This is a genomic window from Stenotrophomonas sp. MYb57, assembly GCF_002966815.1.
GTDB classification, from domain to species: Bacteria; Pseudomonadota; Gammaproteobacteria; order Xanthomonadales; family Xanthomonadaceae; genus Stenotrophomonas; species Stenotrophomonas indicatrix.
The window spans coordinates 3940249-3966640 of sequence record NZ_CP023271.1 but is presented as its reverse complement, the minus strand read 5'-3'; the positions used below and the strand labels follow the sequence as shown (position 1 = coordinate 3966640).

Genomic DNA, 26392 nt, shown 5'->3' with positions numbered 1-26392 from the left:
AACGAGTTCGTGACACTTTCGTTGCTGCGCCGCAACGAATGCAGATCGCCGTAAACGTTTACATGGCGTGAGTACTGCATCCCGGGCGGAACCGTTGCAGCAAGGGGCTTCAAGGGCCAAGCGCATTCAGCGGATGGCCGTGCAACGCGCTTGCGCAGTGCAGCATGAGGTGTGGTGACCCGCGCATGGAAGTTGACAAACGGTCGCTGTCCATCGAAAGAATGTGACAACGTTGTTCCCAGCCACTCTCCGACGCCGTGTTCTGCGGCCGTCGCCGCAGGAGCCTTCCTGATGTCAGCCGTCCCCGCTGCAAGCGCACGCCCGAACGTGGCCTCGTCCATCGCCATCGTCGGCGTGCTGTTCTTCCTGATCGGCTTCTTCACCTGGCTCAACGGCCCGTTGATCACCTTTGTCAAACTCGCCTTCGAGCTGAGCGAGGTCGGCGCCTTCCTGGTGCTGATGGTGTTCTACCTGTCCTACTTCTTCCTGGCCCTGCCGGCGTCGTGGATCCTGCGCCGCACCGGCATGAAAAAAGGCCTGAGCCTGAGCCTGCTGGTGATGGCCGGTGGTGCGGCGTTGTTCGGTGAATTCGCCACCCAGCGCTGGTATCCCGGTGCACTGGGCGGCCTGTTCGTGATCGGTAGCGGCCTTGCGCTGCTGCAGACCGCGATCAACCCGTACATCTCCATCCTCGGCCCGATCGAAACCGCCGCACGGCGCATCGCGATGATGGGCATCTGCAACAAGATCGCTGGCATCCTTGCGCCGATATTGATCGGCACTCTGGTGCTGCATGGCATCGGTGACCTCGACGCTCAGGTGCAGGCCGCCGATGCGGCCACCAAGACCACGCTGCTCAACCAGTTCGCGGCCAAGATCCACGCGCCATACCTGGCCATGGCCGGCTTGCTGGTGGTGCTGGCGGTCGCGGTATTGTTCTCGCCGCTGCCTGAAATCAAGGCCTCCGAGGCCAATGCCACCCCGGCCGGCGCACCGGGCAAGGCCGAGCGCAGCAGCATCTTCCAGTTCCCGCACCTGTGGCTGGGCGTGCTGTGCCTGTTCGTCTACGTCGGCGTGGAAGTGATGGCCGGTGACGCCATCGGTACCTACGGTCATGGCTTCGACCTGCCGCTGGACCAGACCAAGATGTTCACCGCGGTCACCCTGTTCGCCATGCTGATCGGCTACGTGGTCGGCCTGGCGTTGATCCCGCGAGTGATCTCGCAGTCGCGCTACCTGACCGTCTCGGCGGTACTGGGCGTGGTGTTCTGCCTGGGCGCCTTCTTCACCCACGGCTATGTGTCGGTTGCCTTCGTGGCGCTGCTGGGTTTTGCCAACGCCATGATGTGGCCGGCGATCTTCCCGCTGGCGATCCGTGGCCTGGGCCGCTTCACCGAAACCGGTTCGGCGCTGCTGGTCATGGGCATCGCCGGCGGCGCGATCATTCCGCAGCTGTTCGCCGTGCTCAAGCAGCACATCGACTTCCAGCTGGTGTTCCTGCTGCTGATGGTGCCGTGCTACCTGTACATCCTGTTCTACTCGGTGGTCGGCCATCGCGTCGGCCTGCCGCAGGACAAGGGCTGATCGGCGATGATGGACGGCAGCCAACCCCAGGAAAAGCCGATGCGCAGAGCGACCATCAAGGACGTTGCCGAAAAGGCCAAGGTCTCGCTGAAGACGGTGTCGCGGGTGATCAACAACGAGCCCTCGGTGATGCAGGCCACCCGTGCGCGGGTGCTGCGTGCCATTGCCGAGCTCGACTACGAACCCGATCCGTCCGCGCGCAACCTGCGCAGCGGCACCACCTTCGTGATCGGGCTGGTGTACGACAACCCCAACCCGTACCACATCATCGGCGTGCAGAACGGCGTGCTCGCCGCCTGCCGCGAAACAGGCTTCGGCCTGCAGATCCATCCGTGCGATTCCAGTTCGCCGCTGCTGGCCGATGAACTGGCCGACTGGGTGCAGCGCTCGCGCCTTGCCGGGCTGGTGCTGACCGCACCGATGTCCGAACGTCGCGACCTGGTCCAGGCGCTCACCGCACGTGGCATCAAGCTGGTGCGGATCATCGCCGCCACCGAAGATCCGGCCGATGGCGCCTGCGTTTTCGTTGATGACCGCGAAGCCGCCTATGAAATCACCGAGCACCTGATCCAGCTGGGCCACCAGCGCATCGGTTTCCTCTGGGGTGGCACCTCGCACCGTTCTTCGGGCGAACGCTACGCCGGTTACGAGGCCGCGCTGAAGGACTACGGCATGACCGTGGACAAGCATCTGGTGGTGCAGGGCGACTACACCTTCGACGATGGTTTCCGCGGTGCGCGGCGCCTGCTGGCACTGCGCGAACCGCCCACCGCCATCTTCGGTTCCAACGATGAAATCGCCGCCGGCGTGCTGGCCGCAGCGAAGTCGGCCGGCATGAACGTGCCCTACGACCTGTCCATTGCCGGCTTCGAGGACAGTCCGTTCTCGCGCCAGTCGTGGCCTCCGCTGACCACCGCCAAGCAGGCCACCGAAGACATCGCCCGCCATGCCGCGCGCCTGCTGATCGCACAGCTGCGCAGCGATGCCTACGACGATGCGCCGGCGCCGCTGCACAACCAGGGCTTCGTGCCGCAACTGGTGGTGCGCGGCTCGACCGCACCGATGCGTCCTGCCGCCGCGCGCCCCCTTCCTTCCGATCCTTCCTGAGCCTGCCATGTCGCTGTCCGATCCCACCGCCACCCTGATGTTCGCCGAGGCCGCCGAAGCGGCCGAGGTCGTTGCCCGCCAGTTCGCCCGCAACCACGCCGTGATGGAGACGCTGGCAGCCAGCCTGCGCGCTGCGCCGCCGCCGTTCGTGGTGACCTGCGCACGTGGCAGCTCCGACCATGCCGCGACCTACGGCAAGTACCTGCTGGAAACCCAGCTGGGCCTGGTCGTTGCCTCGGCCTCGCCATCGGTGGGCTCGGTCTACGCGGCACCGCTGCAGCTGCGCGGTGCGTTGTTCATTGTCATCTCGCAGTCCGGCAAGAGCCCGGACCTGCTGCGCAATGCTGAAGCGGCCAAGGCCGCTGGCGCGCGCGTGGTGGCGCTGGTCAACGTCGAGGATTCTCCGCTGGCACAACTGGCCGACACGGTCATTCCGCTGCATGCCGGCGTGGAGAAGAGCGTGGCGGCAACCAAGAGCTACCTCGCTTCGTTGTCCGCGCTGCTGCAGCTGGCCGCGTACTGGAAGCAGGACAGCGCGCTGCGCAATGCACTGGACCTGCTGCCCGATGCGATGCGCGAGGCCTGGCAGTGCGACTGGAGCGCTGTGACCGATGGCCTGGTGGAGGCCAACAACCTGTTCGTGCTCGGCCGTGGCCTCGGCCTGGGCGCGGCGCAGGAAGCGGCGCTGAAGTTCAAGGAAACCTGCAGTCTGCATGCCGAGGCCTACAGCTCGGCCGAGGTCAAGCATGGTCCGATGGCGCTGGTCGATCGCGGCTTCCCGGTGCTGGCCTTTGCCCAGCCCGATGAGACCGGCGCCGGTACCCGTGCCGTGGCTGAAGAGTTCACCGCACGTGGCGCCAAGGTGTGGCTGGCCGGTGCCGGCGGCAACCTGCCGGTCGCTGCCGCGCCGCATCCGCTGTGCGCGCCGCTGCTGACGGTGCAGAGCTTCTATCGCGCGATCAATGCACTGGCGCTGCGCCGTGGCTTCAACCCGGATCTGCCGCCGCATCTGAACAAGGTGACGGAGACGGTGTGATGACAACCGTCCTGCGCAATGCCCGCATTCTTGCCGGCGATGAGTTCCGCGATGATCTTGCGGTGGTGATCGAAGACGGCCACATCAGCGCGCTGCTGCCCGACGCGGCGCCGCAGCTGGGTACGGCCGACGAGCAGGTGGATCTTGGCGGTGGCTGGCTGCTGCCCGGCTTCATCGATGTACAGGTCAATGGCGGTGGCGGCGCGCTGTTCAACAACACGCCCGACGTCGAGTCGCTGCGTACGATTGCCCGTGCGCATCGCCGCTTCGGCACGACGGCAATGCTGCCGACCCTGATCAGTGACGACGTGGTCGTGATGCGCGAGGCGATCGGCGCGATGCGCCAGGCGATCGCACAGGGCGTGCCCGGCGTGATCGGCATCCACCTGGAAGGCCCGTACATCGCACCGGCGCGCAAGGGCACGCACGATGCCAGCAAGTTCCGCGTGCCGGACGAGCAGGAAATCGAACTGGCGTCGTCGCTGGACAACGGCGTGACCCTGCTGACCCTGGCGCCCGAGCGCGTGCCGCTGGAGACCATCCGCGCGCTGGTCGAGCGCGGTGTGATCGTCGCTGCTGGCCACACGGCCGGCACCTATGAAGAGATCCGTGCCGGCCTCGATGCCGGCGTGCGTGGCTTCACCCATCTGTACAACGCGATGTCGCCGCTGCAGGGCCGCGAACCCGGCGCAGTCGGCGCGGCGCTGGAAGATCGCGACAGCTGGATCGGCATCATCGTCGATGGCGTGCACGTGCATCCGGCCAGCCTGCGGGTGGCGCTGGCGGCCAAGCCGCGTGGCCGCCTGATGCTGGTGACCGACGCGATGCCGCCGGTCGGTGCCGACGATCCGAGCTACGTGCTGTATGGCGAAACCATTACTGCCATCGACGGCGTGGTGCGCAACGCGGCCGGCTCGCTGGCCGGTTCGGCGCTGGACATGGCCACTGCCGTGCGCAACACCGTGCAGTTGCTGCGCCAGCCGCTGGCTGAAGCCGCGCGCATGGCCTCGACCTATCCGGCGCAGTTCCTCAATGTCGATGATCGCCTGGGTTACATCGCCGAGGGCTACCAGGCCGACCTGGTGCTGCTGGACGACGCGCTGCAGGTGCGTGGTACGTGGATCGCCGGCCAGTACGAGGCGGCCTGACGATGAGCAGCGCGCCGCCACGCCGGTTGGGCTCGATCGACGCCCTGCGCGGCATGACCGTGGCGGCGATGCTGCTGGTCAACAACCCAGGCGACTGGAGCGCGGTGTTCGCACCGCTGCGCCATTCCGACTGGCACGGTTGTACGCCGACCGATCTGGTGTTCCCGTTCTTCCTGTTCCTTGTTGGCGTGTCGATGGCCTTCAGCGTCGCACCGCGCGCGCTGGATGCGGCCGCACGGCCTGCGCTTGCACGTGGCGTGCTGGAACGCGCGTTGCGCATCGCCGTTGCCGGTGTGCTGCTGCACCTGCTGGTGTGGTGGGCACTGCACACGCACCATTTCCGCATCTGGGGCGTGCTGCAGCGCATTGCGCTGTGCGCGGCCGTGGTGGGCGTGCTGGCGGTGTATGCGCGCCCGCGCGTGCAGGCGGCCGCGCTGGTAGCGCTGCTGGTGGGTTACGCCGCGCTGCTGCTGGGCGTGGGTGACCTGGCGCCGTGGACCAACCCGGCCAGTCGCCTGGATACCACCTTGTTCGCGCCATGGATCTACCAATGGCAGGCCGATACCGGTCTGGGCCATGACCCGGAAGGATTGCTGAGCAGTCTGGGCGCATTGGCCAGCACCGTGCTGGGCCTGCTGGCCGGGGGCCTGCTGCGCAGTGGCCGCGCCGGTGCATTGGCCGCGCTGGGTGCGGTCACCGCCGTGCTTGGCCTGCTGCTGGCAACCGTACTGCCGCTCAACAAGCAGCTGTGGACGCCCAGCTACGTGCTGTGGACCGGTGGCCTGGCCGCGCTGGCATTGTGGCTGGGCCACCTGCTGATCGACCGCAAGGGATGGCCGGCACTGGGCCGGCGCTTCGGCGTCAATGCCATCACCGCCTATCTGGGTGCCTCGGTGATGTCGGTGATCCTGCTGGGCACCGGCGCCTGGGGTTGGGTCTGGCAACAGTTGGCCGCAGCGATGCCACAGGCGCTGGAGCTGGCCTCGATGCTGCAGGCGCTGGCGTTCGTTGCGCTGTGGTGGGGCGTGGCGTGGTGGTTGGACCGGCGTCGCATTTATCTGAAGATCTGAGCGCGGACGAAGATCGTGGAGAACGGCCCATCCACGCATGGCGTGGATCTACTGGGCATGGCCCATCCGTGTGTGGTGTGGGGCCACGGTTCATCCACGCTTGGCGCGGATCCATGGCCCATCCACACGTGGCATGCCTGCTGTAGATCCACGCCATGCGTGTATGTTCCATCCCGGGCGATGGGAAAAGAACCGGTTCATCGACATGCGGGCTGCGTGACTACTTCCCGGTTTCACAACGAAAGCGTGACCGACTGCCGATAAGTTCACCTATCGAAACCATTCATGGCAGGGCAGACTGCATCAGCAGTGTCGTACAGAGCATCCGCAGTTCCTGATCCCCCGACCCAGGAGTGCTGTATGTCCCATGTCGTCCCGCGCGGGTTCCGCCAGCGCCGCTTGACCGTTTCCCTGCTGCAGATCCTGGCGATGCCCTCGCTGCTCGCCCTGTCCGCCCCTGCCGCCTGGGCCGGGTGCGACGCGACGGCTCCCGTGGCCGGGCAGACCGTCACCTGCAGCAGCACCGCCCCCAATCCCGAGACAGCAGCCATCAGCGCCAGTGGCGCGGCAGGTATCACCGTGAATGTTGGCAATGGCGCGCAGCTGCAGCAGGCCGGCGCGGGCAGCGCCGTCGCCCTGCTCGGCGCGGGCGGGCACGTGCTCACCAATCTCGGCACCATCAGCTCGGCGAGCGGTACCGCGGTACAGCTTGGCGGCGGCAGCCGCGTCGACAATACCGGCAGCATCAGTTCCGGCAGCGGTATCGCACTGCAGTTCAGCGGTGCCGGCGACAGCGAGCTGGTCAACCGCGGCACCATCAGTGGCAGCAGCGGCGTGCAGTTCGGTGCCGGCAACGATCGTCTGCAGATGCTGGCCGGCAGCATCAGCGGCGGCGTGCAGCAGGGCGATGGCAACGACGTGCTGCTGCTCAGCGGCGGCACCATCGACAGCCTCGACCAGGGCAATGGCGATGACCAGCTGACCGTCAACGCCGGCACCATCACCGGGCTGGTGACGCAGGGCAGTGGCCGCGATGATTTCGTCATGACCGGCGGCACCATCGGCGCTCTGCAGCAGGGCGACAACATCGACACCTTCCGCATGAGCGGTGGCCGCATCGTCGGCGCGTTCGAAGATGGCGACCAGGCGTGGATGACCGGCGGCCGCATCGGCCGCGTCAACATGAAACTGGACAAGAACCTGTGGGACATGTCCGGCGGCACTGTCGACGGCAACGTGGTCACCGGCTTCGACACCGACACCATCATCATCTCCAACGACGCCTACATCGGCGGCAACATCAGCGTCAGCGGCGGCGCCGACAGCGTCACCATCACCGGTGGCACGGTGCGTGGCCAGGTGCTGCTGAGCACCGGCAACGACACCTTCAACTGGAATGGCGGCGGCATTGTCTACGGCGCCATCGACATGGGCCCAGACGATGACGTCGCGACCCTGGGCAATCTCAACCAGGCCAACCTCGGCGCTGTACCGCTGTTCGATGGTGGCACCGGCAGCGATCGCCTCAGCTTCAACAACGTCAAGACCGCTGGCGTCGGACGCTTCCAGAACTGGGAAGCGATCAGCCTGGCCAGCAGCACCGAGCTCACCTTCGATGGCGACCTGGTGCTGGGCGACAGTGCCACCGGCACCGGCAGCTTGAACGTGGACGAGACCAGCACGCTGTTCGGCGGTGGCGGCAACCATGCGATCCGTCCGTTCGCGACAGCTGCGCTGGTGAACATGGTCAACGCCGGACGCATTGATCTGACCAACAACAGCGGCGCCGGCGATGCCTTCACCATCCGTGGCAACTATCGCGGCGACGGCGGTGGCGTGTACCTGCAGACCGTGCTGGGTGCGGACGACTCAGCCAGCGACCGCCTGGTCTTTGATGGCGGCACCGCCACCGGCAGCACCGGCCTTGGCATCATCAACACCGGTGGCGGAGGAGCGGCCACGCTGGTCGACGGTATCCTGGTGGTGCAGGCGCTGAACGGCGCAACCACCGCGCCAGGCGCGTTCTCGTTGTTCGCACCGGTCTCGGCCGGTGCCTACGAGTATTTCCTGTTCAAGGGCGGCGTCAGCGCCGGCACCGGCGAGAACTGGTACCTGCGTTCGACATTGGCGGCCGGGCCGACGCCCGCGCCGAACGGCGGCGGCGAAGTACTGCCACCGCCACCGCCGACGCCCCCGGTGGCGCCACCACCGCCGATTCCCCCGGCACCCCCGCCGCCGCCAGAGGGTGCCACCGATCCGGACCTGACCGCAGGCGAGACCGCACCGCCGCCACCGCCGCCGGAACCTGCGCCCGTAGCGCCGCCCAGTGATCCACCCGTACCGGACGTGCCGGTGGCCGGTGGCAGCCTGCCCGGTACCGGTTCGCCGCCGCCCAGTGCGGGGGCAAGGCCCGCCGCGCCGAACGAGAACGGCCTGGTGCCGCTGTACCGCCTGGAGACCGCGGCCTACGCCGTGGTGCCACCGCTGCTGCGCGAGACCTCGCTGGCCAGCCTGGGGACCTTCCATGAGCGCCAGGGCGAACAGCGCCTGCTGTACAACCAGGGCGCCTTCCGCACGGCATGGGGACGGCTGGTCGGGCAGAGCAGCGAGATCCACTGGAAAGGCGATGCACGGCCCGGCTTCGATGGTGACGTGATGGGTGTGCAGGCAGGCCTGGATGTGTGGGCTGCCAGCGGTGACAGCCACCGCAACCAGATCGGCGTGTTCGTCGGCCGCACTCGCGCCGATGGCAGGATCACCGGCCTGGCGGTGGGCTGGGACAACGTGTTGGTCGGCCAGAGCCGGTTGGACGACAAGCACGTGGGCCTGTACTGGACGTTGACCGACAGCAGCGGCGGCTACATCGACGCGGTGGCGATGCAGAGCCGCTACGACGGCCGCACGCGCTCCTCGCGCGGGCTGGGCATCGACCTCAAGGGCGATGGCACCACGCTGTCGCTGGAAGCGGGCAAGCCACTGCTGCAGTTCGGGCAGTCATCGTGGTGGCTGGAACCGCAGCTGCAGGTGATCTGGCAGCGCAGTTCACTGGATGACCAGCGTGATCTGGTGTCCACCGTTTCCTTCGACAACGACAACGCCTGGACCGGCCGCGTCGGCCTGCGCCTGGCGGGCGATTACCAGTTGGCCGACAACGGCTGGCAGCCGTACTTCAAGTTGAACTACTGGCATGGCCGTTCAGGCGAGGACCGCATCCTGTTCGACAGCGACGCGATCATCAATTCGCAGCGCTCGCGTGCTGTGGAGGCCGGTGTCGGCGTGGTCGGGCGCTTCAACCGCACGATCAGCGCGTATGCCGTGGCCGACTACACCCGCGAGGTTGGTGGCAGCGACAACGGCAAGCGCCGCATCATCGAAGGCAACATCGGCCTGCGCGCTGACTGGTGACGACCTTCGCTTGGGTGGGTGTCGACCTTGGTCGACACGAATCCAACCGACGCCATGACCCGCTCTGGTGGGTGCCGACCCAGGTCGGCACGAATCCCCCCGGCGCCATGATCCGCTCTGGTAGGTGTCGACCTCGGTCGACACGAATCCCTCCAGCGGCATGACCCGCTCTGGTAGGTGTCGACCTCGGTCGACACGAATCCCTCCAGCGCCATGATCCGCTTTGGTGGGTGCCGACCCAGGTCGGTACGAATCCCTCCAGCGCCATGACCTGCTCTGGTAGGTGTCGACCTCGGTCGACACGCCCTGGCTACCAATCAAGCAATCCCAACACCGCTGCATTACAACGGCGAACGCCCCAGCAACGCGCCCGCGTGATCGGCCAGCAGCTGTACCGCATGCAGCAGCCCTTCCTCCGTCAGCGGCGGGCACTGCGCATCCGCGTCGTCCAGTTCACGCGCCGCCTGCGTCGCCAGCAGCACACCCCCCAGCGCCGACAACGCCAGCAGGCAGCGCGTGGTGCAGGCCAGATCGCGCGCCCGTGCCGGCGTGATGCGCAGTTCCGTCCACGGCTCGCCGTCAGCGGCGTGGCAGCGCGTGACGTCGCGCAGCCGCTTGAAGAAGGCGGGCGTGGGAGCAGCTTCATCGGCTTCGGCCAGCGCGTCTTCCAGCGCCTCGGCGGTGGCGTTGGGCAGCTGCAGGTCGGGCAGGGCATCGCCCAGCAATGTGTGCAGGCGCGGATAGGTGGGGTGGAGCGTGGTCATGGCAACAACCTCACAGGGCTGGGCCACCTGCGGAATGCAAGGTGGCGGGCGGTGCGGGTTGGCGTGCCGGTCAAGAGCAAAGAAGAAGCCGACGGACCCAAGGGTCCCCACGCACCGCCCGCCATGGACCGGCAGGTGGTGCATTGTCGCGAGTGCCTGCATCGAGGCAATCGGTCATCTTTGCTCATTGATTCAGGACGCCAATCCCGGCCAGCGCAGGTGGCGCCGGCACAGCGACCTTCGCGCGTTTGCCAGCGTGCCGACATGGGCAAAGTTGTAAATCGCAGTCCGATCCCGACGTGCCTGATGCGACACGCCGCGCGGCGGCCAAGGCGTTATGCTTCGCCTTCATTCAACGACAGGCAGATGTCGATGCGGAACAGCAAAGGATTGCCGGGGCGTGCCCTCCTCATCGCCGCGCTGCTGGCAACGACCGCTGCCACTGCGGCCGACGCCATCGAGATTCCATCACCCGCCGCACAGGCACAGCTGCTGGACATGCTTGAACGCGAGGCGCTGTACCGAGGCAGGGTCGATTGGCCTGCCACGCGCACGCGGCTGAAGGATGCGCAGGGCGATCCGGCCAAGGTCCGGACCGTCCTGGCCGAGGCCATCGGTCGCAGTTCAGGCGGTCACGGCAGCTGGATGACCCCGCAACGACAGCAGCAACGTGTGGAGCGTTTCGCCCGCGAAAACGCCACCGCCGCTGCCCGCAGCGAAAGCGACGCCGCTCGCGCACGTGACCCGCGTATCGGCCAAGTGCTGATCGAGGGCTATGCGGCAGACCCCGGTGCGCCGCCGCAGCAGCTGCAGCAACAGAACATCCAGCGTGCGGTGCGTTGGCAGAACATCATCCGTGAAAAGGACAGCACGCCTCGCTGTGGCTGGATCGTCGACCTGCGCGACAACACCGGCGGCAACATGTGGCCGATGCTGCTGGGCGTTGCGCCGCTGCTGCGCACTTCGGCGATGGGTATCGAGGACGTGGGCTCATTCGAGACCGCCGACGGTCCGGTACGCTGGCAGACCACTGCCAGTGGCGTGCGCATGGGCGAGGCGACGCGCCTGGATTTCGGCCAGCCCGGCTATCTGCCCCGCCAGGTTGGCGCGCCGGTGGCGGTGTTGACCGGCCCGCGCACCGCCAGTTCCGGCGAAGCGACCGTACTGGCGTTCCGTGGCCGCGCGCAGACCCGCAGTTTCGGACAGCCTACGGCGGGTGTATCGACGGCCAACGTGGTGCGCCGGCTGGTGGACGGCAGCGCGTTGGTGCTGACCACCAGCGTCATGCGCGATCGCAACGGAAATGGCGACGGGCGGAAGATCGTGCCGGACCAGGCCACCGCTGGCGATGACGCCACGGTGGCGGCGGCCGAAGCCTGGTTGCTGGCCCAGCCCGCCTGTAAAGAGGGCTGAGCCATGCTGCTGATCGGCCAACACGAACGGGTGCTGATTGTCGGCCCCACCGAATCGCACCACTGCCTGCGCTGCCAGACCGAAACCGAATTCGCCCCGCAGCTGCGCTACAGGATGGCGCGCATCGACCTGCTGTTCGGCTTCGTCTACCAGCGCCGCTACGAGCTGGCCTGCACCGGCTGCGAGCACGGCTGGGTGCTGGACACCGAAAGCATGGACCAGCAGCTGGGCGGGGTGCCGATCCCATTCCGGCACCGCTTTGGGCTGCCGGTGATGCTGGTGATAGTGGCCGGGCTGGCGGTGGCGGGGTGGATGTGGCGGCAGGGACACGGTGGGGGCTGACCGTATAACTGAAGTGCTGCGTGCGGCTTATGATCTGGTTGGCGCTTGTACTGCGGAGTTTCCATGAACATTCGTCCTATTCGCACAGAAGTCGACTACCAGAACGCGTTGCGCGAGCTGGAGGCCTATTTCGAGAACGAACCTGCGCTGGATAGCGAAGAGGGAGATCGTTTCGAGATTCTCGCCACCTTGGTGGAGGCCTACGAAGCGAAGCACTACCCGATCGAGCTGCCGGACCCGATTGAAGCGATCCGCTTCCGCATGGAGCAGGGCGGTCTGACCGTCAAGGATCTGGTGCCCTCGATTGGTCAGCTCAACCGCGTATACGAGGTATTGAATCGCAAGCGCGGATTGACTCTGGAGATGATCCGCAATCTGCACCGCAACCTGGGCATTCCGGCGGAAAGCCTGATCGGCCGCTGAGGTCGATTCCGCTGCGGAACGAGGTGTACGTAGGCTGATGCCGGGCCTGCTAAAGTTGCAGCCAGCAACCACGTACCGGAACCGACCATGGACCACGAAACGCCGTTCGAACCCGCCAACGACCTGGAAGTGCGCCTGTTGCAGGCCCAGGATGGAACCCTTACGGCCTCGCAGTTCCTCGACGGCCTGCTGACCGCGCCGGTGTTCGTGCTGCTGGACAAGGCCATCGGTGAAGACGGCGCCTGGGACGAGAGCATTTCGCCGCTGGTGCTGACCAGCGAAAGCGGCGAGCCGATGTTTGCGGTGTTCACCGCGCCCGAGCGCGCGGAGATCTGGCACGAGCAGCTGCCGCAGTTTGCCCACGCCATGCCCATCGCGGTGCATGCACTGCTGTCGGGCATCGGCGAGGGCGTCGGCCTGGTGCTGAACCCCGGCCTGGACGTGGGCATGGAGATGATTCCCGATGCGGTGGCGCAGCTGAAGGAACGTGCTGCGGCGATCACCCGCGGGATGGCGCACTGATAGCGCTGTGGTTGCCGGCCAGCGGCCGGCACTACCGGTAAAAGTGCCGGATAAGCATCAGCGGGCGGCGGCGATCGCCCGTACACGCGCCTTGGCCAGCGCCTCACCAATGGCCGGGCCTTTGAGGTGTGTGGTGTCCAGGTCACGCGCCTGCACTGACAGCGCCGCCCGGTGCAGGCGCTTGAGTGTTTCGCCCTGCGGGTAGTCGCTGTCCTCGAAACCGAGCCGGCCGCGCTTGTCGGCCTCGCAGCACAGCGCGATGCGTGCCACCCGCTCCGGCCGGCGCAACGCATCGCAGCGGCCCAGCAGTTCCAGCACGGTGGCATCGCGCAGTTCGTCGATGCGATGCACGTTCAGATGCTCGCGGCAGACGGCCTCGGCCAACTGCTGGTGCTCGGTCGGAATCTTCAGGCGCGCGCACAGTGCTTTCAGCGGTTTGATGCCGCGCTGCTCGTGCATGATGTGGCGCGGCAATTCCTCGGCCGGGGTCAGGCCCTTGCCGAGGTCGTGGGTCAGTGCGGCGAAGCCGACCAGGTCATCACCGGGCGCCAGCTTTGCCGCCATGTCGCTGACCATTTCCTGGTGGATGCCGGTGTCGACTTCCGGATGGAATTCCGCGCGCTGCGGTACGCCGTACAGCGCTTCCAGTTCTGGCAGTATCGGGCCAAGCGCGTGCGCGTCGTGCAGGGTGCGCAGGAACGCCGATGGGCGCTCGCACACCAATGCCTTGCGCAGTTCCTGCCACACACGTTCCGGTACCAGCGCGTCGAGCTCGCCACTGGCGGCCACCTCGCGCATCAGCGCCATGGTTTCCGGCGCGACGGTGAAACCGAGCGAGGCGAAGCGGGCCATGAAGCGCGCCGCACGCAGCACGCGTAGCGGGTCTTCAACGAATGCGGGACCGACATGGCGCAGCACGCGCTGCTCGATGTCGCGCGCACCGCCATAAGGATCGACCAGCGTGCCGCTGTCTTCATCGCAGGCGATGGCATTGATGGTGAAGTCGCGGCGCTGCAGGTCTTCTTCCAGCGTCACCGCCGGATCGGCATCGACCACGAAGCCGCGGTAGCCACGGCCGGATTTGCGTTCGGTGCGGGCCAGCGCGTATTCCTCGCCGCTCTTCGGGTGCAGGAAGACGGGAAAATCACGGCCCACGGCGGTGAAGCCCTGCGCTTCCATCTGCGCGGGCGTGGCGCCGACGACGACCCAGTCACGGTCGCCGGCAGGGCGCTGCAACAGGCGGTCGCGCACGGCGCCGCCGACAAGATAGATCTTCATGGGGGGATGATGGCACGGTAGCGCCGGGCCGTGCCCGGCCGAACACATGGCGTTCGCCGGGCATGGCCCGGCGCTACCGATACCACGTGATCAATCGCCGCCCTGGTCGGCGTTGGCGGCGCAGGTGAAGGCCTTGCGCTTGTCCACCAGGCGGCCCATCAGGCGGTCGCTCAGCGGCAATGCGTCGCCATTGAGTCGCCAGTCGTAGATCACGCTGAAGGCCAGCACGCGGGCGACATACTCGCGCGTTTCCTTGTAGCTGATGGTCTCGATCCACAGGTCCGGATCGAAGCCCGGGCGCTGGGTCTGCCAGCGTGCGGTCGGCGTCGGGCCCGCGTTGTAGGCGGCGATGGTCACGTAGGGCAGGCCGTCGTACTTGTTCATCAACTGCCGCAGGTACGCGGTGCCGATGGCGATGTTGGTATCCGGGTCGTACAGGCTGTCAGCGCCGCCGTAGCCGGTCAGGCCGATGGACCTGGCCACGCCGGCGCCGGTCGCCGGCAGTACCTGCATCAGGCCCATCGCATTGGCAGGCGAACGCGCGCGCGGGGTGAAAGTGCTTTCGGCGCGGATCTCGGCGGCCACCCAGGCCGGGTCGATGGCATTGCGTGCCGATTCACGGCGGATCGTGGCGTCGTGGTGCAGCGGGAAGCGCAGGTCGTACAGGCGTTGCTCCTGCGGCTGCTTGCCGAGCGCGAACACCGCGCGGTCGAACCAACCGTTGTCCTGCGCTACGCGCACGGCGAGGCGACGCTGGGTGTCATCGAAGCGCGACAGCGCATTGTTCCATTCGGCCACCGCCCAGCCGGCGCGGTCGATCTGGTACAGCGCCATCGCCCGCTGGATGGCCGGATCGCGAGCCACCGCGGCCTGCGCCTGTGCGCTGTCGTTGGGCTTCCACGGGCACAGCGTGTAGGGCTGCTGCAGCTTGTCCGCAGCGAGGAAACCATGGAAGGTCGGTGCGCGCGCGGCTTCGCGGAACAGCGGCTGCGCCTGCTGTGCCTGGCCGGTCTTTTCCAGCATGCGGCCTTCGAAATAGCGCCAGCGCGAATCGTTGCGCTGGGTCGGGCCCATCTTGCGGATCGCCGCCAGCGTCGCCGGCCAATCGCCGCGCGACATCGCTTCGCGCGCGCGCCATTCGTGCAGGCGTTCGTCATAGGCCGCATCGGGCACGGTATTCAAACGGCGAGCCGAGTCGGGCAAGTAGGACGCCACCGTCCACAGGGCGATCTGGTAACGCACCTGGCCCTGCTGTTCGGCGCTCAGGCCCAGCGCCTGCGCGTACTGCGGCAGCTGCTGTTCGGTAGCATCCGGGTCGGCCTTGGCCAGCTTGGCCAGGCCGTCGGTGGCGATGCGCCGGCTGCGCTCGTTGCGCGGCCAGTTCAGGGCACTGGCATTGGGCTTGTCGACGAAGGCGGCGTAGGTGTTGGCCAAGGCCAGATCACTGGCCGGCAGGCCGCGGGCAGCCGAACGCATCACCGCCGGCTGTTGTGCATCGGCAGCGGCATCGATGCGTTCCCAGCGCAGCGCGTCGCTCATGCCACCCTGCGCCTGCAGCACGGCGAACACGGCGTCGCAGGCATCGGGCAACGACTTGCCGTTCTTGCGCCACAGATCCTGGGCTTCACCGATCCACTGCGGGTCCAGCTTGCCGGTGGCCTGGCGCGCTGTCAGCTGCGCACAGCGCAGGCCGAGGTTGTCGGTGGGAGCCCAGTTGGCCAGCAGCGTCGGCCAGTCCTGGCGGCGCGCTACAGAGGGCAGCCAGGCGCTGCGGAAGCTGTTGGCCACGGCCTGGCCCTGGTAGCGCTTGAGGAAGGCCTGTGCCTGCGCCGTATCGACGGTGTCGATGTTGCGCCGCAGGTTGGCGAACTCCAGCCAGCCATACGCGGGATGGCGGCTGAGCGCGGCGGCCTGGCCGGGATCGAACTGGCCACGTTCGGCGGCGGCGATGGCGGCCTTCAGCTGGGCGTTCTGGGCATCGAGGGACTGGGCACTCGCGCAGCCGATCAGCAGCGTGGTGGCCAGCGGGAGCAGGGACAGGGCGGTCGAAGATCGTCGGGTCATGGCGACCAGCATAGCGGGCAGTGGCTGAATTCAGTTTCGCATTGTGTACACGGCCGAAGACGGCAACGACAGCTGAATGATGGCGGGATCCGCACTGCCGCGAGGGCGGTTGTCCGGCGTAGGTTTGGGCTGGGGCGACCGGCCCTGCTGCAGGGAGCGGCACATGGCATTCAGTAGCGCAGGAAGAAGCGGCCCGCTGGCGGACATCAACGTCACGCCACTGGTGGATGTAATGTTGGTGTTGTTGATCATCTTCATCGTGACCGCGCCGATGTTGTCGCGGCCGATCAACGTGCAGTTGCCGCAGGCCACCGATCGCGTGGTGGATCGCCCCGAACCGCCGCCGCCGATCGAACTGCGCCTGGATGCGTCCAGCCAGTTGAGCTGGGACGGGCAGCCGATGGCCATCGGCGATCTGCAGTCGCGCCTGCAGGCGCAGGCCAGTGAGCATGCCGGCAACCTGCCGGAGCTGCGCATCAGCACCGATCCGTCGGCCGAGTACGACGGCATGGCCAAGATCCTGGCCGCCGCCGAAGCCACCGGCATGCAACGCATCGCGTTCGTGCAGTGAGCGATTCATCGGTGCGGCCTTCCCAAGGGAAGGCCGCACGTGTACCGGTAGCGCCGGGTCATACCCGGCGGCAGACCTGCGATGTGCGCCGGGCTTGGCAGAGACCTCTTCGACAATTCGCCGGGCATGGCCCGGCGCTACCGTGACCCGGGCGGGCATGGCCCGGCGCTATCGTGACCCCGCGGGAATGACCCAGCGCTACGGCGATGTTGTCGTACGCGCATTCCGGTGAATACGTAGGCAAATGACGTTATCTGCTTTCAGAATCGTCAAATTCGCGTGAAAGAGTGTCGGGCATCACGCCGCGATGTTTACCGCTTGTTTACAAAGGAGACGCTGCCGCCATGCAGGGGGGAGCGCGGCAGTCCATGTCCCGACATTCCTTTGGAGAGAGAGCGAATGAAATACCTGCATCACCGCCCCTTGGCGGTTGCCGTCGCGCTGTGCGTGACCGCACTGGCCCCGTTGGGGGCTGCTGCCCAATCGGCCACCACCGACCTGGATCGCGTCGAAGTCACAGGTACCCGCATCAAGCGCGCTGAAGTGGAAGGCCAGGTGCCGGTCCAGACGCTCAACCGCGCCGACATCGAACGCACCGGCCTGACCTCGATCGGTGAAGTGCTGCAACAGCTCACCGGCTCGGGCTCGGCGCTCAATGCCAAGTTCAATTCGTCGGGCAACTTCGGTTTCCCACCCGACGGTAGTGGCGTCGGCGCGGGTTCGGCGCAGGTGGACCTTCGCCATCTCGGGGCCAAGCGCGTACTGGTGCTGGTCGATGGCATCCGCTGGGTCAATGAATCCTCGGCCTCGGGCGTGGGCTCGGCCACCGACCTCAACACCATCCCGCTGGCGATCGTTGAGCGCATCGAAGTGCTGGAAGACGGCGCATCGTCGCTGTACGGCTCCGATGCCATCGCCGGTGTGGTCAACATCATCACCCGCCGCGATTTCGATGGCGGCCAGATGACGATGAACTACGGTCAGTATGGCAAGGGCGATGGCACGCAGAAGGGCGTGGACCTGGCCTGGGGCAAGAGCGGCGACCGCTACAGCCTGTTCCTGGGGGCAAGCTGGACCAAGCAGGACCCGGTGTATGCGAAGGACCGCGAGCAGTCGCGCTTCCCGATTCCCGGCACCGGCCTGGCCTTCGGCAGCGGCGGCATCCCGCAGGGGCGCTTCGCCTTCGTCGATCCCAACACCGGTGCCGAACAGGACATCGTGCCCAACACCGGCGTGAGCAGCCCGCGTTACGACGGCAGCGCCGGCTGCAACCGCACCGACGACTACCACTGCTTCACCAGCGCCGACCGCTTCAACTTCGCCGAATACAACATGGTGCTGACACCGTCGGAGCGTAAGGGCCTGTTTGGCCAGTTCCGGTTCGACATCACCGACAACGTGCAGTGGTACGTCAAGGCACTGGGCAACCGCCGCGAGTCGACCAACCAGGCCGGCCCGGAACCGCTGTTCTTCGGCCCTGATGGTGCCACCGGCAATCCGCTGGCCGACAACATCGTGGTCTCGGCACTGAACCCGTACAACCCGTTCGGCTTCGACCTGGTGTCGTCGGGCAACATGAGCCTGATCGGCCGCCGTCCGGTGGAAGGCGGCGCGCGCGTATTCGAACAGCAGGTGGACACGACGTACTTCGCCACCGGCCTGGTCGGCAACTTCCAGGCCGCTGACCGCAGCTGGTACTGGGACGTCAACGGCATGTACAGCAAGAACAAGGCCGAGCAGACCAACTACGGCAGCTACAACATCTACAACGTCAACATGGCGCTGGGCGATCCTGCGGTGTGCGCGGCCACGCCGGGCTGCGTACCGCTGAACATCTTCGGCGGCGCCGGTTCGATCACCCCGGACATGCTGCGCTGGATCCAGCCGGTGGTGCGCGACCGCAGCCAGAACGAGCTGAGCCTGTTCACCGCCAACCTGTCCAGCGATCTGTTCACCCTGCCGGCCGGCCCGGTGTCCTTCGCCACCGGCCTCGAACACCGCAAGTACAAAGGTTCGTACCAGCCTGATCCGCTGACGGTGATCGGCCACTACAACGGCGTACCGTCGCAGCCGACGTCAGGCTCCTACGACGTCAACGAAGCGTACCTGGAGCTGAGCGTGCCGATCTTCGCCGACTCGGCACTGGGCAAGAAGCTGGACCTGAGCCTGGCTGGCCGCTACTCGGATTACTCGACCTTCGGTGGCGAGTTCACGCCCAAGTACGGCCTGCGCTGGCAGGTGACCGATGACTTCGTGCTGCGTACCACCTACGCCGAAGGCTTCCGCGCACCGTCGATCGGCGAGCTGTACGGTTCGGCCGCGCGCGCGGATCTGCAGTTGTTCGATCCCTGCTCGGTGGGCCTGGGTGGCACACCGCCACGTGGCAGTGCGGCCAACTGCGCATCGCTGGGCGTGCCGACCGGCTTCCAGCAGGCCAACTCGCAGATCTCGGTGACCACCGGCGGCAACCGCGAGCTGGAGCCGGAGCGCTCGCGCAGCTTCAGTGCCGGTTTCGTGTGGAGCCCCTGGTTCGGCAACGATGCATCGTGGTCGGAGCGCTTCGACGTGGAAGTGACGTTCTACCGCCACAACATCGATGGCGCGATCCAGGCGATCAACGCGCAGACCCAGCTGGACCTGTGCGTGGATACCCTGGACCCGATCTACTGCGACGGCATCACGCGTGCCAGCACCGGTGCGGTCAGCAGCTTCAACAACCGCCTGACCAACCTGGGTTCGATCAAGACCGACGGCTGGGATGTGGACCTGTTCTGGACCCTGCCGCAGAGCTCGATCGGCCAGTTCAAGCTGGGCTGGAAGAACACCTTCGTCGGTCGCTATGAGGCCACCGGTGCGGCCGGCCAGCGGCAGCCGCAGAAGCCCGGCGTGGAAGTGGCCGACAGTTCGATTCCGGAGTGGACCAGCAACGCCAGCATCGGCTGGACGCTGGACAACTGGAGCGCCAACTGGACGGTACGCCACATTTCCGAGCTGACCGAAGACTGCGGTGACGCCGTGGCGTTCCCGGTGTGCAGCAACCAGGCCGCCGGCACCAACACGCTGTCGGCCACCACCTTCCATGACATGCAGGTGGGCTACAAGATCGACTGGATGAAGGGCCTGCAGCTGACAGCGGGCCTGAACAACGTGTTCGACAAGGACCCGCCGATCTGCCTGTCGTGTTCGTTGAACGGCTATGACGCCTCGACCTACGACATCCCGCGTGGCCGTTACTGGTACCTGCGCGCGGACCTGCGGTTCTGATGTGAGTACAGCAGCGCCGGAGTGATTCCGGCGCTGCTGTTGCCGCGGTAGCGCCGGGCCATGCCCGGCGACGGTTCCTTCAGAACGACCAGGTAAACGTCAGCGAGCCGTTGCGACCATCGCCATACGCACCGTAGCCATTGATCTGCGAGAGGTACTTCTTGTCCAGCAGGTTGTTGAGGTTGGCCTGCACGCTGAACTCCGGCGAGATGCGGTAGCGCACGAAGGCGCTGACCAGTGCGTAGCCGCTCTGCTCGATGCGGCCATAGGCCGGCACCGGGTAGTAGATGCGGTTCTGCCAGTTGGCACCGCCGCCGACAGTCAGTTCCTGCAGCGACTGCGGGGTGTAGCTGGTGAACAGCTTCAGCGCGGTCTGCGGCAGGTTGGTGTTGATGTCGGCGTCGTTGGCATCCTTGGCCACGTAACGGGAGGCACCGAACGTGGCGTTCCAGCCCGGTGCCAGTTCGCCGTTGAGCTCGAACTCGAAGCCACGGCTCACCGTGCCGCGTGCGGCGCGATAGGCGAATTCGTTCTGGCTGCCGGGCACCGGCTCGCCAGTGATCTGGCCGACGTTGTCCTGTTCGATGCGGAACACCGCCAGCGAGGCATTCAAGCGGTTGTCGAACCAGGCGCCCTTGACGCCCACTTCGTAGCTTTTGCCATCCACCGGGTCCAGATAGCTGCCGTTGCGGTCCTTCAGCGTCTGCGGCTGGAAGATCTCGGTGTAGCTGGTGTACGCCGAGTAGGTGTCGTTGATGTCGAACACGAGGCCGGCATACGGCGTGGTCACCTTGTGCTCGCGATCCGCGCCTTCGCCCTCGCTCTTCCAGTCGGTGTAGCGCGCGCCGATGATCAGCTTCAACGGATCGGCCAGCGACAGGCGTGCGGCGGCATAGCCGGCCTTCTGGGTGATGGTGCCCTCGCTGGCCAGCGCCAGCGGGTTCCAGTTCGGCTCGCTGATGTTGCCCGTCCAGTTCAGGTAACTGGCGAACGGGTCCCAGCTCTGGCCGGCGCCGCCGACCTGGTAGTCGCCGTAGTTGGCGTAGTCGCGCTTGTTGTAGCTCAGCCCGGCCATGAACTGGTGCTCGCGGCCGAACAACTGGAACGGACCATCAACGTAGCCATCGACACCGGTGACCTTGCGCTCGGTGTTGTAGAAGCCTGCGGACGGCGAAATGCCCGCACCGGTGGTCTTGTCGAAGTTCGAGGCGCCGGTGGTCCAATCGTTGTACGCAGGGTAGAACAGCTTGTCGTCGGCCTTGGTCTGGTCATGCGTTGCGCCGATCTTGAACTTCCAGCCGTTGCTGAAGGCGTGCTGCAGGGTGGCGAACGCGCGCTTGCTGGTGGTGTCCCAGTAGGTCCAGTTCGGGCTGGCGTTGAACGATTCGTCGTACGGGGTCGCGCTGCCGTCGGAGTACAGCATCGGGAAGCCACCCCAGGTCGCGCCGTTGGCGCGCTTCTGCTGGTAGTCGTAGCCCACGCTGAGCTGGGTATCCGGGGTCAGGTCGGCGTCGATCACCGCATAGCCCAGCGTCTTGCGCTGGTTGTAGCGGTCCATCTGCCCATCGGTGTCCAGGTAGCTGCCGATCACCCGGCCGCGCACGGTGCCGCTGGCGTTGAGCGCGCTGCCCACGTCCACGGTGGTGCGGGTGCGGCCCCAGCTGCCGACGTTGACCGACACGCTGCCGGTCAGTTCGGCGCTGTCGGCGTGCTTGCGGATCAGGTTCACCGAGGCGGAAGGATTGCCGGCGCCGCTGAGCAGGCCGGTGGCGCCACGCACCACTTCCACGCGGTCATACAGGGCCAGGTCCAGGCCGGAGTCACCGTAGCTCCAGTTCTGCACCATCTGCGTGGGCAGGCCATCGAACTGGTACGCATCGATGTAGAAGCCGCGCGCATAGAACTCGGTGCGCTCGCTGTCGGACTGGGTGCTGGTGACGCCGGTGGTGTTGCCCAGCACGTCGATGATGTCGTCCAGCTGCTGATCTTCGATGCGCTGGTGGCTGATGATGCTGACCGACTGCGGGATCTCGCGCGGCGCCAGGTCGAAACGGGTGCCGGCCGAGGTACGGCGCACCGAATAGCCTTCGGCGCGCTCGCCCTTCACTACGACCTTGTCGAGGGTGGTCGGGTCGGTGGCGGTTTCGGCGAAAGCGGTGGGTGCGACGGCGCAGAGCGCGACGAGTACGGCAACGGACAGCCGCTGCGGCTGCGGGGTACGAAAGGCGGAACGGATCATGCGGATTCCTGCAACGGGCACGCGCGTTCGGCCGTCATCCAGGAGTCGAGGCGCTACGGGTAGGGGAAGGGCGGGCAGGCCGTCCTGGCACCACCGGAAACGAAAGAAATGGTAATACGAACTATTCCTATTTACAAATCATGAACAAACGCGTGCGACCTCGCGGCTCGGCTCGGTTGCCGTCAGCGGGTGCCCTGCGGTTGCAGCAGCGGCAGCGGGTCCCGCGCGCCGTCGGCGCCATAGATGCCCCAATGCAGATGGGGCGGCGTGCCCTTGGCGTTGCCGCTGTCGCCAACATGGCCGAGCAGGTCGCCGGGTTGCACCACCTGGCCGCGCGCCAGGCCATCGGCCCAGTCTTCCAGGTGCGCGTAGTAATAGCGCTCGCGTCCCGGCCCGATCACCCAGACCTGGCGGCCACCGAGTCCGCTGTCGCGGATGTCGGCGACAACACCGGGGGTAGCGCTGCGCACCGGCGTGCCGCGCTTGCCGAAGATGTCGATACCCGCGTGCGTGCGGTCGCGCCCGCGCGGTGCGCCGAAGGTATCGGCGATCTGCCGGGGCCGCACGCCGTCCACCGGCACCGGCAGTTGCGTGGCCGGTGGCATGCGCGAGAGTGTCCACAGCATCTTCGGTGCGGCAGCCCACGGGCTGTTCCAGAAGGCCATCGCCGCGATGACCAGGATCAGCAGGAAGGTGCCACGCAGCAACCAGCGGCGCAGGCGTCTGGCGTTGGAGGGGGAAGCGGTGTTCATGCGTCACCAGTGTAGGAGCAGGACAGGCTCGACGGCATCTGCGTCATGTCAGCGGCACGTCGAACCCGCGCTTCAACGTGCCCAGCGCCACCGACGTGCGGAAGCGCTCGATGTTGTCATCACCGCCGAACAAGCGCTCGGTGATCGCCTCGTATTCCTCCATCGATGCCGCCGAGAGCAGCAGCAGGAAATCGCCGTCGCCGGTGATCGAGTAACACTGCTGCACGGCAGGATCGTCCTGCACGCGGCGGCGGAACGGGGCGACCTTCTCGCGCTGTTCGCTGACCACGCGCACCTCGACGATGATGGTCAATGGCCGGCCGATTTTCGCAGCGTCGATCACCGCCACGTTGGCGGCGATCACGCCGCTGTCCTGCAGGCGCTTGATCCGCCGCTGCACCGCCGGCGTGGACAGGTGCACGGCTTCGGCGATCTGCCGCTGCGGCAGGGTGTTGTCCTGCTGCAGGAGGGCGAGGATGGCGCGGTCGAAGCTGTCCAGCACGGGGGCGGTGGCCATGGTGAGCAGAAGTTGCGCGGGCGGGCCGTCAATTGAGCCAAGTGCTCGCCGCCGACGCAATAGACTGGCGGCATGCAGACTTCTCGAATCGCGCCGATGTTGCCGGCGCTGGCGGTGCTCGGCTCGGTCACCGCACTGGCCATTGGTACCTCCTACGCCAAGCAGCTGTTTCCGTTGATCGGCGCGCAGGGCACCAGCGCGCTGCGCGTGGGCTTTTCGGCGTTGTTGCTGCTGCTGTTCTGGCGGCCATGGCGCTGGAAGACCAGCCGCGTGGATGCGGTCACCATCCTGCGCTACGGCCTCACCCTGGGCCTGATGAACCTGCTGTTCTACATGGCCTTGCGCACGATCCCGTTCGGCATCGCGGTGGCCATCGAATTCACCGGCCCGTTGACGGTGGCGATGCTGTCGTCGCGGCGGCCGATCGATTTCCTGTGGGTGGGTTGCGCGGCGGTCGGGCTGCTGTTGCTGCTGCCGATCGGTGGCGGCCCGGCACTGGACCCGGTGGGCGTGCTGTACGCCATGGGGGCGGCAGCGTGCTGGGGCCTGTACATCGTGTTCGGCAAGCGCGCCGGCCACCTGCACGCCGGGCATTCGGTGTCGCTGGGGCTGCTGGCCGCGTCGCTGGTGGTGGTGCCGGTGGGGGTGGTGCATGCCGGTGCGGCGTTGCTGGAGCCGAAGATCCTGCTGGCCGGGCTGGTGGTGGCGCTGGTGTCCAGCGCGATCCCGATGTCACTGGAAATGATGGCGCTCAAGCGCCTGCCCAAGGAGACCTTCGGCATCCTGATCAGCATGGAACCGGCGGTGGCCGCGCTGTGGGCGATGCTGCTGCTGCATGAGCACCTGCATGGCCTGCAGTGGCTGGCCATCGGCTGCACGGTACTGGCCTCGGTGGGCAGCACGATGACCGCACGGCGGTTGAAGGTGCCGGTGGCGCAGGCGGGGTAGCGCCGGGCCATGCCCGGCGGAGAGCGTGCGGACCAACGGTCGGCACCCACCAGGGCAGCGTGCCAACGGGGTCCGCACCACCAGGGCAGCGTGCCAACCAAGGTTGGCCCCTACCAGGGTCGGTAGCGCCGGGCCATGCCCGGCGGAGAGCGTGCGGACCAACGGTCCGCACCCACCAGGTCAGCGTGCCAACCAAGGTTGGCCCCTACCAAGGTCGGTAGCGCCGGGCCATGCCCGGCGAGCGCAGCGGCAGCGCTCAGCGCAGGGCGTCGGCCGGGACGTCGATTGCCATCGCCAAGGCAAGATGGTCGGAGAACGCAGCGGGCACCGCTTCCACGGTGCGGGTCTGCAGGCCGCTGCTGACCAGGATGTGGTCGATGGCGCGGTCGGGGCGCCAGCTGGGGAAGGTCGGCACGATGCAGCCGGGCGGCTGCAGGCGGGTCTTCTGGTACAGCACCTGCATTTCCGGACGTTCGGCCAGGCAGTTGAAGTCGCCCATCAGCACCGCATTGGGATGGTCGGACAACAGCTCGGCAATGAAGCCGAGCTGGGCCATCCGCGAACCGGCGCCCAAGGACAGATGCGCTACCGCAACGGCCAGGCCATCGCGGCCATCGCCGAACTTGGCCAGCAGCACGCCGCGCCCGCCGATACGGCCGGGCAGGGCGTGGTCCTGCACTTCCACCGGTTCCAGCTTGCTCAGCAGGCCGTTGGCGCTGGAGGCGACGCCACCCATGCGCCGGTTCGGCTGGTGGCTCCAGTAATTGAAGCCGGCGCGTTGGGCCAGGTAATGGGTCTGGTTGGTGAAGCCCGAGCGCAGGCTGCCCGGGTCGGCCTCCTGCAGGCCGACGATGTCATGACCGCGCGCCAAAGTGGCAATCGCGTCAAGGCTGCTGCGCTTGCGACCCGCCGGCAGCGCATGTGACCAGCTGCGGGTCACATAGTCGCTGTAGCGGCGGGTACTTGAGCCGGCCTGGATGTTGGCCGTCAGCAAGCGCAGGGTCCGTGTTGTGGGGGAAGTCACGGCCGGGAAAACGTCTCTTTGATCAGTGAGCCTGGGCCGCACCGCGTTCGCGGGCGATCAGGTGGTCGGCAATGCGCAGCATGTCCGGGAAGCTCTTGCCCTTCACCAGGTACTTGCCGTTGACGATGATCGACGGGGTGCCGCTGATCTGGCTGCGCTGGGCGAACTGCTTGGCCGAGTTGGTCTTGGCATTGACCGCGAAGCTGCCCATGGTGGCGGCGAACTGCTTCGGGTCCACGCCGTAGGCATCGTAGAACTTGGCGATGTCATCGACCGAATCAGCACCGCGCTCGCCCTTCAGGACCTTCTGCGAGTGGATGGCCGAGTACAGCGCTTCGTGGGTCTTCTCCTGCACGCCCAGGGTCTGTGCGGCGTAGAAGGCACGGGCGTAGTTGTCCCAGGTGCCGCCGAACATGGCCGGCACGTAGACGAAGTTCACATCGCTCGGCAGGCCAGCCTTCCACGGGCCGACCAGCGGCTGGAACGCAGCGCAGGCCGGGCAGACGTAACCGAAGATCTCGACCACTTCGACCTTGCCGGCGGCCGGCTGGAACGGCTGGCCGTTCGGGATCAGCTGGTAGTCGGCGCCTTCCACCGGGGCCGGGCCGGTCAGCGCGGCGGTGGTCGGGGCAGGTGCAGCGCTGGCAGCGGTCTTGTCACCTTCGGCAGCCGGTGCAGCGGCTTCGCCGCCTGCGGCCGGCGCGGCCGGTTCGGTGCTGGCCGGGGTCGCTGCCGGTTCTGCCGGGGCGGAGGTGTTGGTGGTGCCATCGTCGGCCTTGCAGGCCGCCAGGATCGGCAGCAGCGCTGCGAGGGCGAGGGCGGCGAAACGGGTCTTCATGGAAGCGTCTCCAGCATCTGGAAAGGTGGGGCCGGCGTCAGGCGCCGGCCAGAGGGAAATGATGACATGCGGCGGCGACAGCG

At 66.9% G+C, this 26392-nt stretch carries 21 protein-coding genes; 13 read left to right on the top strand and 8 right to left on the bottom strand.

Translation table 11 applies throughout. From position 1 onward, the window contains the following. Positions 1-291 precede the first annotated feature (291 nt). The 6 genes from CLM74_RS18090 to CLM74_RS18065 all read left to right on the top strand — a co-directional run bounded on the left by CLM74_RS18090 (position 292) and on the right by CLM74_RS18065 (position 9350). Positions 292-1584 carry a sugar MFS transporter gene (locus CLM74_RS18090; RefSeq protein ID WP_105164654.1) on the top strand — a complete coding sequence of 431 codons (1293 nt, stop codon included), beginning with the start codon at positions 292-294 and terminating at the stop codon, positions 1582-1584. A 39-nt stretch (positions 1585-1623) separates the two neighbouring features. Beyond that, entirely contained in the window at positions 1624-2691 is a 1068-nt protein-coding gene (locus CLM74_RS18085; RefSeq protein WP_025878684.1) for a LacI family DNA-binding transcriptional regulator, read from the top strand. A 7-nt stretch (positions 2692-2698) separates the two neighbouring features. Then, positions 2699-3727, top strand: coding sequence for an SIS domain-containing protein (locus CLM74_RS18080; protein ID WP_025878683.1), 1029 nt, complete (start codon positions 2699-2701; stop codon positions 3725-3727). Next, complete coding sequence (nagA, locus tag CLM74_RS18075; protein ID WP_105164653.1) at positions 3727-4875, top strand: N-acetylglucosamine-6-phosphate deacetylase; 1149 nt, start codon at positions 3727-3729, stop codon at positions 4873-4875. Before CLM74_RS18080 ends, nagA begins: the two co-directional genes overlap by 1 nt. Before the next feature lie 2 nt (positions 4876-4877). Further along, on the top strand, positions 4878-5945 hold the full coding sequence (locus CLM74_RS18070) for a heparan-alpha-glucosaminide N-acetyltransferase domain-containing protein (protein WP_105164652.1): 1068 nt from the start codon (positions 4878-4880) through the stop codon (positions 5943-5945). 360 nt (positions 5946-6305) lie between these two features. After that, positions 6306-9350 carry an autotransporter domain-containing protein gene (locus CLM74_RS18065; protein ID WP_105164651.1) on the top strand — a complete coding sequence of 1015 codons (3045 nt, stop codon included), beginning with the start codon at positions 6306-6308 and terminating at the stop codon, positions 9348-9350. 341 nt (positions 9351-9691) lie between these two features. Here CLM74_RS18065 and CLM74_RS18060 read toward each other — a convergent pair whose 3' ends face one another. Further along, positions 9692-10114, bottom strand: a complete 423-nt coding sequence (locus tag CLM74_RS18060; protein ID WP_105164650.1) for a hypothetical protein — start codon at positions 10112-10114, stop codon at positions 9692-9694. A 372-nt stretch (positions 10115-10486) separates the two neighbouring features. On the opposite strand from CLM74_RS18060, the gene CLM74_RS18055 reads away from it, so the two are divergent. From CLM74_RS18055 to CLM74_RS18040, 4 genes are all read left to right on the top strand, one after another. Continuing rightward, positions 10487-11527, top strand: a complete 1041-nt coding sequence (locus CLM74_RS18055; protein WP_105164649.1) for a S41 family peptidase — start codon at positions 10487-10489, stop codon at positions 11525-11527. Between the two features lie 3 nt (positions 11528-11530). Continuing rightward, a complete protein-coding gene (locus tag CLM74_RS18050; protein ID WP_080149839.1) occupies positions 11531-11869 on the top strand; it encodes a hypothetical protein in 339 nt (112 codons plus the stop codon). Between the two features lie 63 nt (positions 11870-11932). After that, on the top strand, positions 11933-12292 hold the full coding sequence (locus CLM74_RS18045; protein WP_105164648.1) for a transcriptional regulator: 360 nt from the start codon (positions 11933-11935) through the stop codon (positions 12290-12292). An 87-nt stretch (positions 12293-12379) separates the two neighbouring features. Further along, positions 12380-12814, top strand: coding sequence for an SseB family protein (locus tag CLM74_RS18040; protein ID WP_059065110.1), 435 nt, complete (start codon positions 12380-12382; stop codon positions 12812-12814). A gap of 57 nt (positions 12815-12871) precedes the next feature. On the opposite strand, the gene CLM74_RS18035 is transcribed toward CLM74_RS18040, so the two are convergent. After that, on the bottom strand, positions 12872-14092 hold the full coding sequence (locus tag CLM74_RS18035; protein ID WP_105164647.1) for a multifunctional CCA addition/repair protein: 1221 nt from the start codon (positions 14090-14092) through the stop codon (positions 12872-12874). A gap of 90 nt (positions 14093-14182) precedes the next feature. Beyond that, positions 14183-16168 (bottom strand): transglycosylase SLT domain-containing protein, encoded by a 1986-nt coding sequence (locus CLM74_RS18030; RefSeq protein WP_105164646.1) that lies wholly within the window; start codon positions 16166-16168, stop codon positions 14183-14185. A gap of 151 nt (positions 16169-16319) precedes the next feature. Here CLM74_RS18030 and CLM74_RS18025 point away from each other — a divergent pair, with 151 nt between their 5' ends. After that, entirely contained in the window at positions 16320-16727 is a 408-nt protein-coding gene (locus CLM74_RS18025; RefSeq protein WP_025878672.1) for a biopolymer transporter ExbD, read from the top strand. 399 nt (positions 16728-17126) lie between these two features. Continuing rightward, positions 17127-19991: a TonB-dependent receptor gene (locus CLM74_RS18020; protein WP_105164645.1), complete on the top strand. Its 2865-nt coding sequence runs from the start codon at positions 17127-17129 to the stop codon at positions 19989-19991. A 79-nt stretch (positions 19992-20070) separates the two neighbouring features. Here CLM74_RS18020 and fhuE read toward each other — a convergent pair whose 3' ends face one another. From fhuE to CLM74_RS18005, 3 genes are all read right to left on the bottom strand, one after another. Continuing rightward, positions 20071-22230 carry a ferric-rhodotorulic acid/ferric-coprogen receptor FhuE gene (gene fhuE / locus CLM74_RS18015; RefSeq protein ID WP_105164644.1) on the bottom strand — a complete coding sequence of 720 codons (2160 nt, stop codon included), beginning with the start codon at positions 22228-22230 and terminating at the stop codon, positions 20071-20073. 182 nt (positions 22231-22412) lie between these two features. Continuing rightward, positions 22413-22982, bottom strand: coding sequence for a M23 family metallopeptidase (locus tag CLM74_RS18010; protein ID WP_105164643.1), 570 nt, complete (start codon positions 22980-22982; stop codon positions 22413-22415). A 43-nt stretch (positions 22983-23025) separates the two neighbouring features. Next, positions 23026-23499, bottom strand: a complete 474-nt coding sequence (locus CLM74_RS18005; protein ID WP_080149847.1) for an Lrp/AsnC family transcriptional regulator — start codon at positions 23497-23499, stop codon at positions 23026-23028. A 72-nt stretch (positions 23500-23571) separates the two neighbouring features. On the opposite strand from CLM74_RS18005, the gene CLM74_RS18000 reads away from it, so the two are divergent. Beyond that, positions 23572-24447: an EamA family transporter gene (locus tag CLM74_RS18000; protein WP_025878667.1), complete on the top strand. Its 876-nt coding sequence runs from the start codon at positions 23572-23574 to the stop codon at positions 24445-24447. A 256-nt stretch (positions 24448-24703) separates the two neighbouring features. Here the strand turns inward: CLM74_RS18000 and CLM74_RS17995 are convergent, their stop codons facing one another. Beyond that, positions 24704-25471 carry an endonuclease/exonuclease/phosphatase family protein gene (locus CLM74_RS17995; protein ID WP_032952088.1) on the bottom strand — a complete coding sequence of 256 codons (768 nt, stop codon included), beginning with the start codon at positions 25469-25471 and terminating at the stop codon, positions 24704-24706. Between the two features lie 22 nt (positions 25472-25493). After that, on the bottom strand, positions 25494-26309 hold the full coding sequence (locus CLM74_RS17990; protein WP_105164642.1) for a thiol:disulfide interchange protein DsbA/DsbL: 816 nt from the start codon (positions 26307-26309) through the stop codon (positions 25494-25496). Positions 26310-26392 lie beyond the last annotated feature (83 nt).

What these genes read in the sequence shown, in the direction of transcription:
- CLM74_RS18045 (WP_105164648.1), top strand. Translation starts at nt 11,933, where the DNA reads ATGAACATTCGTCCTATTCGCACAGAAGTCGACTACCAGAACGCGTTG.
- CLM74_RS18010 (WP_105164643.1), bottom strand. Translation starts at nt 22,982, where the DNA reads ATGAACACCGCTTCCCCCTCCAACGCCAGACGCCTGCGCCGCTGGTTG.
- CLM74_RS18060 (WP_105164650.1), bottom strand. Translation starts at nt 10,114, where the DNA reads ATGACCACGCTCCACCCCACCTATCCGCGCCTGCACACATTGCTGGGC.
- CLM74_RS18050 (WP_080149839.1), top strand. Translation starts at nt 11,531, where the DNA reads ATGCTGCTGATCGGCCAACACGAACGGGTGCTGATTGTCGGCCCCACC.
- CLM74_RS18085 (WP_025878684.1), top strand. Translation starts at nt 1,624, where the DNA reads ATGCGCAGAGCGACCATCAAGGACGTTGCCGAAAAGGCCAAGGTCTCG.
- CLM74_RS18065 (WP_105164651.1), top strand. Translation starts at nt 6,306, where the DNA reads ATGTCCCATGTCGTCCCGCGCGGGTTCCGCCAGCGCCGCTTGACCGTT.
- CLM74_RS18000 (WP_025878667.1), top strand. Translation starts at nt 23,572, where the DNA reads ATGCAGACTTCTCGAATCGCGCCGATGTTGCCGGCGCTGGCGGTGCTC.
- CLM74_RS18020 (WP_105164645.1), top strand. Translation starts at nt 17,127, where the DNA reads ATGAAATACCTGCATCACCGCCCCTTGGCGGTTGCCGTCGCGCTGTGC.
- CLM74_RS17990 (WP_105164642.1), bottom strand. Translation starts at nt 26,309, where the DNA reads ATGAAGACCCGTTTCGCCGCCCTCGCCCTCGCAGCGCTGCTGCCGATC.
- CLM74_RS18005 (WP_080149847.1), bottom strand. Translation starts at nt 23,499, where the DNA reads ATGGCCACCGCCCCCGTGCTGGACAGCTTCGACCGCGCCATCCTCGCC.
- CLM74_RS18030 (WP_105164646.1), bottom strand. Translation starts at nt 16,168, where the DNA reads ATGCTGGTCGCCATGACCCGACGATCTTCGACCGCCCTGTCCCTGCTC.
- CLM74_RS18070 (WP_105164652.1), top strand. Translation starts at nt 4,878, where the DNA reads ATGAGCAGCGCGCCGCCACGCCGGTTGGGCTCGATCGACGCCCTGCGC.
- CLM74_RS18090 (WP_105164654.1), top strand. Translation starts at nt 292, where the DNA reads ATGTCAGCCGTCCCCGCTGCAAGCGCACGCCCGAACGTGGCCTCGTCC.
- CLM74_RS18055 (WP_105164649.1), top strand. Translation starts at nt 10,487, where the DNA reads ATGCGGAACAGCAAAGGATTGCCGGGGCGTGCCCTCCTCATCGCCGCG.
- CLM74_RS18040 (WP_059065110.1), top strand. Translation starts at nt 12,380, where the DNA reads ATGGACCACGAAACGCCGTTCGAACCCGCCAACGACCTGGAAGTGCGC.
- CLM74_RS18025 (WP_025878672.1), top strand. Translation starts at nt 16,320, where the DNA reads ATGGCATTCAGTAGCGCAGGAAGAAGCGGCCCGCTGGCGGACATCAAC.
- CLM74_RS18035 (WP_105164647.1), bottom strand. Translation starts at nt 14,092, where the DNA reads ATGAAGATCTATCTTGTCGGCGGCGCCGTGCGCGACCGCCTGTTGCAG.
- fhuE (WP_105164644.1), bottom strand. Translation starts at nt 22,230, where the DNA reads ATGATCCGTTCCGCCTTTCGTACCCCGCAGCCGCAGCGGCTGTCCGTT.
- nagA (WP_105164653.1), top strand. Translation starts at nt 3,727, where the DNA reads ATGACAACCGTCCTGCGCAATGCCCGCATTCTTGCCGGCGATGAGTTC.
- CLM74_RS18080 (WP_025878683.1), top strand. Translation starts at nt 2,699, where the DNA reads ATGTCGCTGTCCGATCCCACCGCCACCCTGATGTTCGCCGAGGCCGCC.